Below are 13,318 nucleotides of genomic sequence, written 5' to 3' on the forward strand. Positions count from 1 at the left end.
CATACTTTATAAATCCCCCTTTATTTCAATAATACATCCATAAATACAGATGCCATACCAAAATATATTAATATAGAAATAATATCATTAATTGTTGTAATGAACGGTCCTGATGCAACAGCCGGATCAATTTTGAATCGGTGCATGATTAGCGGAACTATAGAACCTGCTAAAGTTGCTATAACTAGTGTAGCCATAATTGAAATACCGACTAACAATCCAAGAGCAAAACTGTTTTTCCATAAAAAGACAACCAACGTTATGATAATACCACAACATGTCCCTGTTATAAGCCCTGTACATGCTTCTCGTATAACCAGTTTCCATTTTCCTTCTTTTCCATAATCACCAGTTGCAATCCCTCTGACTGCAACTGCAAGGGCTTGGGTACCTGTATTCCCAGCCATACCTGCAATTAATGGGATGAAAATAGCTAAAACCGCAACTTCATCTAGGGTTGCCTCAAATTGCCCAATTAGACTAGCAGTAAGCATCCCTAAAAATGATAAGATAATAAGCCACGGAAGTCTTTTTTTTGCTGATGAAAAAGCACTGTCGTCCGGACGCTCTGTATCAGAAATACCTGCTAATTTTGAATAGTCATCGCTAGCTTCTTCTTCCATTACATCCATAATGTCATCAACAGTAATAATTCCTAATAAATGATTTTGAAAATCGACAACTGGAAGTGCTAGAAAGTCATAATCGCGCATCCGGTGCGCCACTTCTTCCTGATCTTCTCCCACATCAACGGACACAACACGATCACTCATTACATCAGCAATCAGCCAATCTCCTTCGGCTACGATTAAATCCCGAAGCGATATTACACCTACCAATCTTTTTTGATTGTCGACAACATAGTTATAATAAATCGTTTCCGCTTCTGGTGCTTCTTTCCGTAACTGTCTCATTGCTTCTTTAACGGTTTGTCCTGCATGTATAACTACAAATTCATTGGTCATGATACTACCAGCAGTTTTTTCTTCGTAATGAAGTAACTCTTTAATTTCTGCAGCAGCCTCTTTGTCCATGATCGTTAAAAAGCTCGCAACTTTATTTTTGTCTAATATATTTAAAATATCAACGGCATCATCCGTAGACATTTCAGCAAACACTTTAGCAGCAAAAATCGAATTCATTTCTATAAAATAATTTTCTACCACTTCAATATCTACATTCTCCATTACATCTGCTACTTCTTCTGGAGATAAATATGTATATGTACGATAACGAAGTTCCTCAGAAAGGCTTTCGAATACTTCTGCCTGATCGTAAGGATGCATTTCTAAAAATTCAGCTCTAAACTGGTCTATTTGTTCATTTAGTAAGGTTTCTTCTACCTTAGCAAGTTGTTGTTCTTTATCTTGTACTTCGATGTTTTCCATAACGATCCTCCCTATGGCGATAACTTGTTTATCGTAATTGTCCTTATTATTTTTGTCAACGCAGGAATTTGTCTTCTAAGAGAAAACTTTTCTTAAAAAATAGTTATTTATGATGTAAACTAAGATTAGTTGTTTTTAAAATATTTTTGAAGTTTTTTCAAAAAAGTAGTTTAAATTAGATTCCTAAGTTTTTAATTCAACAACTAATAATTCTTATTTTATATGAAAAAATAAATTGCAAACACTATTTTGTCTTATTTGCTTACAAATAAATTCTCCCTTTAGAAAGAGGAATAACTAGATGAACCGTAATAACACACAATACAACAATATAGATTACTCACTTATTTTTATCGTTTTATTACTCGGCATAATAAGTTGCTTCACTTTATATACGATTGAACCGACGCTACCTTCAAAATATGATGAATCAGATTTTTTCATCCATCAGGTAATATGGTACATTCTAGGCTCTATAATGATCGTGCTGATTATGTTAATCGATTATGATCGTCTACGGCAAATTGTTTGGTTTATGTATGGAGCAGGAATAATTGCACTTTTAATGTTACACTTCAATTTTCCTTCTACTATCGTTCAAGAAATAAACCATGCTCGGAGCTGGTTTATATTCCCTGGTGTTGGTACCATTCAACCAGCTGAGTTTATGAAAGTGGTTCTAAGCATAACGCTTGCCCATGTGATCGTACATCATAATGAAAATTTTAAGTATCGTACAACAAAAAGTGATTTAATATTACTTATTAAGATTATTTTACTCGCACTTCCCCCTATGATACTCATTGCGTTGCAACCGGATTTAGGAAGTTTTCTAGTACTAGTAGCAATTACAGCTTGTATTATTTTAGTGTCCGGGATTAGATGGAGAATATTATTTTCCATTGTTGGTATGGCTGGAATTGGAACTGCGCTAGTAATAATTGCTTATATGGTATCACCGGGAAAAGTACAAAATATCCTTAATAAAATTGGATTTGAACATGTTCAAAGTCGCTTTTACGGTTGGCTATACCCTGAAACCTATGGCGACTCGGGATATCAACTAATCCGAGCAAAGTTAGCAATTGGGTCTGGTCAAATGTCAGGAAAAGGTATTGGTGATTTTGAAGTTTTATCGATCCCTGAACGACACACTGATATGATTTTCACAGCGATAGCCGAGCAATTTGGCTTTATAGGCTCAAGTGTATTGATTACATTATTCTTCTTATTAATATACCGGCTTATCTATATCGGACTACAGAGTAATGATCAGTTTGGCAGCTTAATTATCACAGGTATTATAGGAATGTTTACTTTTCAAATTTTTCAAAACATCGGCATGTCAATACAGCTATTGCCAATTACCGGGTTACCACTTCCTTTTATAGGTTATGGCGGAAGCTCAACAATGACATATCTACTCGCAATCGGAATTGTACTAAATATTCATCATCGAACGAAGGAATATATGTTTGATTAGAATACCCTAGGGTGGTTAATGCTATAAATTGTAGCTGCAACCACCCTTTTTACATACCTAATATGAACAATGATGAAAGGAAGTGTGCAGATGAAAGTAGACATCATCGGTGATATTCATGGTTGCATGGATGAACTAACACAATTATTTGATGAACTTGGTTATCGTTGGGAGAATAATATACCAAAGCATCCTGAGAATAGACTGCCTGTTTTTGTGGGAGATTTAACCGACCGTGGTCCCAATTCAATTGCAGTAATCCAACTCGTCTACCGTCTCGTCATTGAAGAACAGCTTGCCAAGTACGTCCCTGGCAATCATTGTGACAAACTGTATCGGTATTTCCAGGGCAATAAAGTGCAGCAAAAGCACGGATTAGAGACAACAGTAGCAGAGTATCAAGCATTAAATAATAAACAACAAAAAAGTGTCCGATATCAATTCATGACATTGTACGAGCAGGCTGATTTATATATTGTTTTACACGATGTAAATGCAGTTGTAGCACATGCAGGTATTAGTGAAGAATTGATTGGTAAAACAAGCAAAAAGGTAAAAACCTTTGTACTATATGGGGATATTACCGGAGAGTCACACGAAGATGGACGTCCTGTTCGCAGAGATTGGGCTCAGGAGTATACAGGGTCACAATGGATTGTCTATGGACATACCCCTGTAAAACAACCTAGGATTATTAATAAAACGATTAATATTGATACAGGTTGTATTTTCGGCAATGCATTAACTGCTTTTCGTTTACCTGAAGAAATATGTGTTTCTGTTCCCTCAAAACAACCATATGTGGAAGAGAAATTTCGCTATTTTGACGTGTAGGCAAGCGTATTTATAACTACATGACCTTGAGGCTTCCAATGTGTAATACATGGAAAGCCTCATTTTAACAAATTTCACTTAGGTCATCAGGTAATTTAGATGTAAAATTCATTCGCTGTTTTGTCGTCGGATGGGTAAAGGATAATGATTTACAATGCAAAGCTTGTCGTTTTACAAACTCGATGCTGCCACCATACAAATCATCACCTGCTAAAGGGTGACCCCAATATGCAAAATGAACACGAATTTGATGGGTGCGTCCAGTTTCGAGTTTTACATCTACTAATGAGAATCTATCCGTTTGTGAAATAACTTGAAAATGGGTGATCGCACGTTGACCATTGCTTGTAACCATTCGCTCTATAATGGAATCATGCTTTCTTCCAATAGGTGCATCAATCGTTCCACTTCCCTCTGTAATCACACCTTCCACAATAGCAAAGTAACTACGATTTACCTTACCTGCTTTTTGGTCATTTGATAGAATCGAATGACTAAACCGGTGTTTGGCGACTAACAATAATCCGGAAGTATCTCTATCTAGCCTCGTGACAATATGCACAGTGAAATTTATATCATGCGCATCATAATATGCAATAATACCATTAGCAATCGTTCCAGTCATGTGATGAATAGAAGGAATACTTGCAATACCAGCTGGTTTATTAATAATGAGCACATCTTCATCCTCATAAATAATATCTATAGGGATATTTCCTGGTTGAATAAATGGTCCTCTTGCCTCTGGTGGAAAGTTAACCTCCACAGTATCACCGGGGCTTATTATTGCCCTCACGGTTGATAAATGACCATTGACTAATATACTTCCACCTTGAAATTTTATTGCTTTTATAATTCGACGTGATAGCTCTTTCTGTTTTAGATAGTCTCCTACACTAAGGCCTTCCTGCTGCTTTGTTACGGTCCATTTCACCTTGTTGTCACCTTTCTGGTGTTAAAAAACATGTTCATTTACCGTTCATCAGCAACGAACGAGTCGTGCACCCTTTTCCAAAACGGAAAAGATCTAAATCGAGCAAAACGGATCTTTTCATTTGCAACCGAGCATTCAATTGTTTTCACATTTGTATATGTCTTTGTAATATGGTCTATCGTAATTAAAAAGCTACGATCATCATGGATCGGTTTTAATTCGCACTTATGATGTTTTGGTAAAATAAGTGGAGAACCAATTGTACGGAATACACGATTATTAATCGATGCCATTTCCGCTATCTGAATCGATTCAAGTGATGGATGTATAATCGCTCCACCAAGCGCCTTATTATAAGCTGTACTACCCGACGGTGTAGAAATGCATAAGCCGTCACCGCGAAATCTTTCAAAATGTTCACCTTTAATAAGTAAATCGAGTACAACCGAACCATCAGCGGTTTTTACCGAACATTCATTTAAAGCTAAAAAGCGGTCAACCTGTTTCCCTTCCTCTGGGAAAATCTTCACTTCAAGCAACGGATACTCAACGACTTGGAATGGATTTTTTGCGATTTCAATGATTAATTTCTCCATTTCTTTTGGTACCCAATCAGCATAAAAACCTAAGTGACCTGTATGAATGCCAATGAATGCCGTCTTGTCTAAACGATGAATATATGTATGAAACGCTTCTAAAAAAGTCCCATCCCCTCCAACCGAGATCACAAGGTCTGGCTCTTCTTTATCGTAAACTAAATTAAATTCAAGCAAATATGATTTTATGTCTTCTTTTAACTTATTCGACTTTTCATCGCCCTTGGATGTTATCGAAAATTTCTTCACGTTCTATACTCCCCCTTATTTTTATCACTCTATAGGTTTATTCTTATTTGTGTGAAAAACACGTTGTGCTTCCTGAACCTCGTCTTTAATTTTGGACATTTCTTCATCTAATTTAAAGGCAGCCTCTGCCGCTCTTTTTAGTCTCGCCTTAATGTTTTTTGGAATTTGACCTTCATATTTATAATTTAAAGAGTGTTCATTTGTTGCCCAAAAATTCATCGCTAAGGTGCGAATTTGAATTTCGGCAACGACCTGTTTTTCACCACGAATTGTTTCAACTGGATATTCAATAATAAGATGAAAGGATCGGTACCCACTATCTTTCTTTTCTTCAATATAGTCCTTCTCTTCAATTATTGTGAAATCATTTCTTGTACGAAGCATTTCTACTATTGCATAGATGTCATCTACAAATTGGCAAACAACGCGCATGCCCGCAATATCCTGAATTTCTCTCTCTATCTTTTCCATTCCAATATTTCTTTGATATGCCTTGTCCAATATACTTGGTACAGGCTTAACTCGACCCGTGACAAATTCAATTGGTGAATGTTGTGACTCATATTCAAATTGGGCTCTCATCCCTTTTAATTTCACTTTTAATTCTTCTACAACTTGTACGTAAGGTGCTAAAAAAGCTTCCCAGTTCAATCGTTACACCACCTTATATTACCCTATTAATTATATGTGCGTTATAACCAGAAGTTGATGCTACTAAGTTTAGTTAATTTCTTAAACAACGCCCGTTGATAATAGACGAACAAAAATGCCCACCCTATTAATTAGTATATCAAACCTTACCATGATTGTACCACGAAGTGCATATACTACTTTTACGTAAGCAGTTTTATGATTAGCGTTTTATTTGTCGATTGCAATCTTTTTAAGTAGACTAAACTATACGAGGAGGTTTCAATATGTCACAGGAAATTGAAATTGAATTTAAAAATTTATTATCAAAACATGAATATGAAACACTTGCACAGGTTTTTGGTGTCAAGGACCAACAAGGTGTTGTTCAAACAAATCATTACTTTGAAACAAATGATTTCAAACTTAAACAAAACAAATCAGCTTTACGGATTAGAGAAAAGAACAATTTATGGCAACTAACGTTAAAGGAACCACATATGGAGGGATTGTTAGAAACACATGATACGCTCTCTGAGATAGAAGCTCAATCTTGGCTTAATGGGGATATTTTACCTAAACCCGAAGTGGCAAAGCAACTAAACCAATTAGGTATTGATTTTGCAAAGCTAACATATGGCGGATCTTTAACTACTACGCGTAAGGAAACAACTTTTAAAAATACAATTGTAGTCTTAGACGTTAGTCAATATAACGGACAACAAGATTATGAGTTCGAGCTTGAAGCAAAAGACAGGGAGCATGGAGAGCTTATATTTAATGAAATTATGCATGCTCACGGTATAAAAATAAGAAACACACCAAATAAAATTGAGCGGTTTTATAATGCGCTTTAGCTGTACTTTCTTTACTTTTAAACAGCCATTATCCAATGGTTGGTTTGTTGCCAAAACAGATAAGTTGCCCAACCTGGCTATAGCTTGATACAATAAATTACAAATAATTATTGCATGGTGATTTTTTCATCATTAGAAAAGGGGTTTTGTACCCATATGGAACAAACTGGTTCAATTTACGAAGCAATTGGTGGTTCCAGTAAGATAGAGGAATTGGTACATGCATTTTATAGTCTTGTAGCAGAAGATCCAGATTTACATCCAATTTTCCCGGATGATCTGACTGAAACTGCTCGTAAACAAACACAATTCCTTACTCAGTTTTTTGGTGGTCCACCATTATATATACAAGAGCATGGGCATCCTATGTTACGAAGGCGGCATTTAAACTTTCCAATTACTCCTGCCAGAAAAGACGCTTGGCTAATATGTATGGACGAAGCACTTGATCAAGTAAACATAGAGGAGCCATACAGAAGTATCATTTTTGAACGTCTTACAATGACCGCACACCATATGATGAACACAACAGACGAACAGAAAGGAGAATCGACGTGAATTGGAATCCATCTGGGCCATCAGACAACCCAAACCAAAACTCCACGGCACAGTATGGCTTTTTTGATTTACTGAAAAAACCAATTGAAATTTATGTATTTATTGATCCACTTTGTCCGGAATGTTGGTCATTAGAGCCATATTTAAAAAAACTATCGATTGAATATGGAAGATTTTTCACGATTCGTCCTATTCTTAGCGGACAGCTGACATCATTAAATAAAGACATTTTTGATAAACCAAAACGATTGAAAGATATTTGGGAGAAAACTGCTAGTCGCACAGGGATGAGTTGTGATGGTGATTTATGGATAGAAAATCCGATTAGCTTTCCTTGGATTGCATCAATTGCCATTAAAGCTGCTGAATTGCAAGGAAAAAAAGCAGGTAGAAAGTTTTTGCGGAAGGTACAAGAATACGCATTTCTTAAAAAGAGTGATATCTCCGTTCAAGATGTATTAATTGAATGTGCACGTGACGCCTCATTGGATGTAGAAGAATTTGAGAATGACCTTTATTCTAATTCTGCCAAGAAAGCACTACAATGTGACTTAAAGTTAACAAAAGAAATGGATGTAGAATATATTCCTACCATTGTATTTTTCAATGAGGCTGACGATGAGGAAGGGTTAAAGATTTCTGGACTTTATTCTTATGATATTTATGTAAAAGTCCTTAAACAGATGCTTCAGAAAGATCCAGCTCCAGCAAAAAAACCAGATATAGAAGATTTCTTGTCTTTTTATGATTTTGTTGCTACGAAAGAGATTTCTGTTGTTTATGACTGGTCAGAGGAACGAACGGAAAAAGAAATGAAAAAGCTACAATTAAAACAAGTTGTAGAAAAAGTGCCTGTGAAATATGGTTCATTTTGGAAATATATCAACAATTAACTCTCTGATTAAGTTTTAATCAGGGAGTTTTTAAATATCAACCACTTAAATTTGAGCAAAATAAAAAGGATACGTCCGTCGACATATCCTTTTTTATCCAAGTCTATTTCTAGACAAGGGGGATGGGAGAAAGTTTCAGGTCAAACAAAGGGGTTTTGTTTGTTTAACATCTCACATTTATAATATAACAAGTTCAGTTATTACTCGCAATACTTTTGCTCACCTTTTCACAAAAGTGTCACAATTCTAATTCTACATGTATCTACATAGTATAGTAGTAATGATAAGTACGAGGAGAGGATATAATTGCCAAGGTATATTCCTTTGTTATTTTTGATGCTGACAATGATTAGTTTTGTTTTAAACATCCTTGGTCTGATGCGATTAATCCCAATAATCATTACTTTACCAATGTTGTTTATTTCTATATACCTAACCATCTTTTCCTTCACACATCGCAGAGCATTTAAAGGTTTTAGATAAGAGTAAAAAGCCCATGGGATCTCTGTAATAGAAATCTCATGGGCTTTTTTGTATTCACAATTAATAACCGAGCAACTGTTCCATCTCCGTTAATTTTTCTTCGAATACATCTAGGGCTGCTAGTATCGGCTGTTTATCTGTCATATCAACCCCAGCCTTTTTCAATACTTCGATTGGATAGTCGCTATTGCCTGCTTTTAAGAATTCAACATATCGATCTACGGCTGGCTGCTTTTCTTTTAAGATTTGCGAAGCAAGTGCCGTTGCGGCAGCATAGCCAGTTGCATATTGATATACATAATAATTGTAATAAAAATGAGGAATTCTTGCCCATTCTAATCCTATTTCCTCATCAATTATAATGTCTTCTCCAAAGTATTTTTTATTTAATTCATAGTACAGCTCTGTAAGGCGGTCTGCTGTTAGTGCTTCACCGTCTTGAGCAGTTTTATGAATTGTGTGTTCAAATTCTGCGAACATCGTTTGTCTAAATACTGTTCCACGAAAGCCTTCGAGGAAATTATTCAAAAGATATAGTTTTTGTTTTTCATCCTCTGTATTATTAATTAAATACTCATTTAATAGTGCTTCGTTACACGTCGATGCAACTTCAGCAACGAAAATAGAATAATGACCGTAACGGAACGGTTGGTTTTCTCTTGTGTAATAGCTATGCAGTGAATGTCCAAGCTCATGTGCAAGTGTAAACACGTTATTAACATTGTCCTGCCAATTTAGCAAAATATATGGATTCGTACCGTACGCACCTGAAGAATAAGCACCGCTTCTTTTACCCTTGTTTTCTTCTACGTCGATCCAACGTTGATCATAGCCCTCGCTCACCAGTTTCGTATATTCCTCACCTAGTGGTGCCAATCCTTTTAAGACATATTGCTTAGCTTTTTCGTAAGGTATTTTCATATCTACATCTTTGACTAAAGGCGTATATAAATCATACATGTGTAACTCATCTAAACCAAGTACCTTTTTCCGCAAATTTACATATCGTTGTAAAAGCGGAAGTCTTTCATTTACTGCCTCAACGAGATTATCGTATACTTGCTCAGGGATATTATTGGTATCAAGTGCTGCTTGTCTTGCGGAGTCATAATTTCTTATTTTAGCATTGAAATTATGTTTCTTCACCGCACCACCTAGAGTAGATGAGAAAGTATTTTTAAAGCCTCCAAACGTATCATACATCGCTTTAAATGCCTCTTTACGTACATTTGGATCATCGGATTCTAAAAAGCGAATATAACGTCCATGAGTAAGATCTATTTCGTTACCTTCTTCATCCTTTACAGCAGGAAACGTTAAATCTGCATTATTTAGCATCCCAAATGTCTGAGAAGGGTTATCCATCACCTCTGATGCTTCAGCTAATAACGCTTCTTCTTTTTCGGATAATATATGTTCTCCTTGCCGCGTAATTTCATTTAATGCATGCTCATATAGTTTTAATTGTTCATTATCCTGCAAAAATTGTTTAATTGTTTGTCCATCGATTGTTAATAGTTCTGGAACAACAAAACTCATTGCACTCGAAACCTGCGTGATCATGTTCTCAGCTTTTGCATTGACAGCTTGATAAAATGAATTCGTTGTATCCTGATCATAGCGCATGTGCGCATATGTATAAAGCTTGCCAATCCGTTGCGAAATTTTATCCTGTAATGAAAAAAGACTATACAAAGTATCTGCCGATTCATGTAATTTCCCTTGGTATTGCTTAAACTCTGGAAGCATTTCTTTTATCGACTGTAATTCTTTTTCCCATGCTTCATCTGAAGAAAAAATATCCTCTAGCTTCCAAGTATTCTCTTCCGGTATCTGCTCTCTTTTTTGCAATTCTTTTGTTGCTTGTGTCAAGTTAAATTCCTCCTTTTATACGCTTTATTACATTATTCTGTAATTCTTTTCAAATATCCTTTGAGAGATATAACATTTTCTCTTTTAGTTATTATATCTTACTTTGGCCGGAAAAATGCTTGAAACGTCTTAACCTTTATTTCAGATGTTTTTTAAAAAACTAATTAGTTTAGCGTCTTCCTTTAATGCTTGTTCTATTCCTGTTGGAAACTTAATTTCTTTCACTTTTTCATATATTTGTTTATCCGTATGGTGAAAATAGTTTAATTTCACTAGAAGTTGAAGATACTCTTCTATTGGATTATAAGCTGTTCTTATTAATGGATAAAATCTTGGAGATTGTATGTGGGCTTTCAGGTACGTATTGCACCTTTGTAGTGTTAATTTACCTGATATTGGTAAAGGAGATAATATATCTAGACATAACCTGCTTTGCCATACCCATGGAGGACTATTTGCTAGGAATTGATTACGTATTGGCAAATGAATGATTGACGGAAGTAAACTTGGGTGGCTTCTCTTTAGATACAGCCATTGACGCCATTTTCTTTCTTGAGTAGTCATGTGAGGAGAAGGCCTCGTTCGTACTAAATACTTCTGCCGCTGCCAAAATGACCAGAGTGCTTGTTTATCATGTTGTACTGAAACAAATAAATCTGTAATTCGGACCTTATTTAAATCAAGATATCGGATGTCGGCAAAGGCCAATCTTTTTCCTGTTAACTGAATGTTGTTCGCAATGGAAAATTGTCTTGCATTGGGGCAATAAAAAAACATCAATAGTGGAGATTTAAGGGTAGGATGTTGAAGAAAGAGCATGTCATTCGGAGTAATAGATAGTAGATTCATTCCTGTACGCTTAAATCGATTCCCTCCCAATATCCAAAGAGGAAAGATATTTAATTGCTTATAACCCTGATTACGATGATAAAACTCTTCTGCACTCATTCTTGCGCACTGAAATTCTATTGCAATTAACTTGTTGTTGATCTGAAGCAATATATCTGGACGTTGCTTAATCTCAGGTAAATATGCTTCTAATTGAATAGATAGTCCTTGTTTTTTAAGCCAATTGAATAAGTGTAATTTGCCTCGCTCATGGTACTCTCCCTCTCCTCCATTATCGATTGAACATCTGCTTTTTGCTTGATGAGCAAAATGTGGGATGACCTTATTTCCAAATTTCACTATTACTTTTTCCTTACACACAGGGCAGTAAAATTCGTTTTGAAGTTTATGTTTTTGCACCTCTTCTCTAGTCAGTATTGCTAAAGTAACAGCTTCTCCTTGACTACTAGTGGCTTGTAGCATGCTGCGATCAGCTCCTTCTTATTTTGTTGTAATAGAGTTAGTTTCATAATAACCTTACATAGCTATTTACATCCATATATCGTTTGGAGACGAGTTAACCAACAATATTTGGATGTGCATTGCTTGTAGTCATTATCATGAAATTGGCTGAATTGAGAAAGTTATACTAAATGTAGTTTGTTATATAGAGGTAAATTTGCGGTGTCATACATAGTTTACCACAATTTTGATGAAGTTTCATAATATGAGGATAGTAAACGGATTGTTGCCCAAAATCAACGTGTCATGTAGGAAAGTGCCCTATCGGAGTAGTACTATATCCATTTGCTTTTTGGAAGGTAGCTTGACCTATAGAAGTAGTCTGTAAGCTTCCTATACTATTAAAGAAGGCATTCGTTTTAACGAATGCCTCTTTACTTTTCAGGAAAGAACTTTTTGGTTTGTCTAAGTGCGTCATCTTCAAAAATAATTTTGCCGTATTCATGAAGTATATGATTTGTAACATTTGATTCAAGGCCAAACTCTAATAATTGGCTAATAAAGTCTTCTTGCTCGTCATCACTTAACTGTTCATCATCAAATTGGACAAATAATAAATATTGATTTTCAAAATGGTACAGTCGATCATTAACACCTTCAAATCCTAGAAAATGGTGACTCAATTGGATAACATCTTCAAAGTCTTTGAAACCAATAATAAAAGAAAATTCCTCTTCAAATGCTTGGTCATCCTCTGAATCATTTCCGAATTTATCGTCAAGTAAGGACTCGATTTTCTCATCAACCGGAACATCAATTGTTTTTCCTTGTTCTACTGGAAGCTCCAAATTTTGTCCATCCTTTGATAGTTGCGCTTTAGTCACAACGATCTCCAAACCTTTATCTAGTGCTTGAACTTGTATCCATAAAGGACCATCTATATTAAAATCATCTTCGGTGTAGTTTACTTCGTCCATTACTTGCCAGAATAATTGCTCACTTTTGTCACGATTGTACCAGATTTCTTCTCTGTCAAATCCACGATCTTCAATATCCAAATATGAGATATAAAATTTCACTGTATTCTCGTTAATTCTTTCTATTTCCATACTTTTCTCTCCCTTCGTATGTCGTATAGGTGGAAGGGATAACTTCACCTAGTAGATGCTCCTATTCATACATTAAAAATAGGAACTGCAATTTAACATCAATAACAAGTTTAATCGCCTTAATTCTATTTTATGATAAATA

12 protein-coding genes are annotated in these 13,318 nt (G+C 35.5%); 5 read left to right on the forward strand and 7 right to left on the reverse strand.

Features of this window, described 5'->3' with window-relative positions; all coding sequences use genetic code 11:
- Positions 1 to 20 precede the first annotated feature (20 nt).
- Positions 21 to 1,388, reverse strand: a complete 1,368-nt coding sequence (gene mgtE / locus ACI6MV_RS14500) for a magnesium transporter (protein ID WP_407271029.1) — start codon at positions 1,386 to 1,388, stop codon at positions 21 to 23.
- A gap of 301 nt (positions 1,389 to 1,689) precedes the next feature.
- Here mgtE and ACI6MV_RS14505 point away from each other — a divergent pair, with 301 nt between their 5' ends.
- Positions 1,690 to 2,871 (forward strand): FtsW/RodA/SpoVE family cell cycle protein, encoded by a 1,182-nt coding sequence (locus ACI6MV_RS14505; RefSeq protein ID WP_407271030.1) that lies wholly within the window; start codon positions 1,690 to 1,692, stop codon positions 2,869 to 2,871.
- Between the two features lie 90 nt (positions 2,872 to 2,961).
- The gene (gene prpE, locus ACI6MV_RS14510) at positions 2,962 to 3,705 is read left to right on the forward strand and encodes a bis(5'-nucleosyl)-tetraphosphatase PrpE (protein ID WP_407271031.1); all 744 of its coding nucleotides are present in this window, start codon (positions 2,962 to 2,964) and stop codon (positions 3,703 to 3,705) included.
- A 64-nt stretch (positions 3,706 to 3,769) separates the two neighbouring features.
- On the opposite strand, the gene ACI6MV_RS14515 is transcribed toward prpE, so the two are convergent.
- Genes ACI6MV_RS14515 through yjbM form a run of 3 tightly spaced genes read right to left on the reverse strand, consistent with a single transcriptional unit; the run spans position 3,770 to position 6,135 of the window.
- Positions 3,770 to 4,639 (reverse strand): RluA family pseudouridine synthase, encoded by an 870-nt coding sequence (locus ACI6MV_RS14515; RefSeq protein ID WP_407271032.1) that lies wholly within the window; start codon positions 4,637 to 4,639, stop codon positions 3,770 to 3,772.
- A gap of 38 nt (positions 4,640 to 4,677) precedes the next feature.
- Positions 4,678 to 5,484, reverse strand: coding sequence for an NAD kinase (locus ACI6MV_RS14520; protein ID WP_407271033.1), 807 nt, complete (start codon positions 5,482 to 5,484; stop codon positions 4,678 to 4,680).
- A gap of 24 nt (positions 5,485 to 5,508) precedes the next feature.
- Positions 5,509 to 6,135 carry a GTP diphosphokinase gene (yjbM, locus tag ACI6MV_RS14525; protein WP_407271034.1) on the reverse strand — a complete coding sequence of 209 codons (627 nt, stop codon included), beginning with the start codon at positions 6,133 to 6,135 and terminating at the stop codon, positions 5,509 to 5,511.
- 266 nt (positions 6,136 to 6,401) lie between these two features.
- Here yjbM and ACI6MV_RS14530 point away from each other — a divergent pair, with 266 nt between their 5' ends.
- The 3 genes from ACI6MV_RS14530 (at position 6,402) to ACI6MV_RS14540 (ending at position 8,422) form a co-directional block, all read left to right on the forward strand.
- A complete protein-coding gene (locus ACI6MV_RS14530) occupies positions 6,402 to 6,971 on the forward strand; it encodes a CYTH domain-containing protein (RefSeq protein ID WP_407271035.1) in 570 nt (189 codons plus the stop codon).
- A gap of 156 nt (positions 6,972 to 7,127) precedes the next feature.
- On the forward strand, positions 7,128 to 7,529 hold the full coding sequence (locus ACI6MV_RS14535; RefSeq protein ID WP_407271036.1) for a globin domain-containing protein: 402 nt from the start codon (positions 7,128 to 7,130) through the stop codon (positions 7,527 to 7,529).
- A complete protein-coding gene (locus tag ACI6MV_RS14540) occupies positions 7,526 to 8,422 on the forward strand; it encodes a ClpXP adapter SpxH family protein (protein ID WP_407271037.1) in 897 nt (298 codons plus the stop codon). Before ACI6MV_RS14535 ends, ACI6MV_RS14540 begins: the two co-directional genes overlap by 4 nt.
- A gap of 543 nt (positions 8,423 to 8,965) precedes the next feature.
- On the opposite strand, the gene pepF is transcribed toward ACI6MV_RS14540, so the two are convergent.
- The 3 genes from pepF to mecA form a co-directional block, all read right to left on the reverse strand.
- Positions 8,966 to 10,777: an oligoendopeptidase F gene (gene pepF / locus ACI6MV_RS14545; RefSeq protein WP_407271038.1), complete on the reverse strand. Its 1,812-nt coding sequence runs from the start codon at positions 10,775 to 10,777 to the stop codon at positions 8,966 to 8,968.
- A gap of 141 nt (positions 10,778 to 10,918) precedes the next feature.
- Positions 10,919 to 12,088, reverse strand: coding sequence for a competence protein CoiA (locus ACI6MV_RS14550; protein ID WP_407271039.1), 1,170 nt, complete (start codon positions 12,086 to 12,088; stop codon positions 10,919 to 10,921).
- Positions 12,089 to 12,501: 413 nt separating this feature from the next.
- Positions 12,502 to 13,176, reverse strand: coding sequence for an adaptor protein MecA (gene mecA, locus ACI6MV_RS14555; protein WP_407271040.1), 675 nt, complete (start codon positions 13,174 to 13,176; stop codon positions 12,502 to 12,504).
- Positions 13,177 to 13,318: the final 142 nt, after the last annotated feature.

It is taken from the genome of Radiobacillus sp. PE A8.2 (genome assembly GCF_045635475.1).
Taxonomy (GTDB): domain Bacteria; phylum Bacillota; class Bacilli; order Bacillales; family Amphibacillaceae; genus JBJGXI01.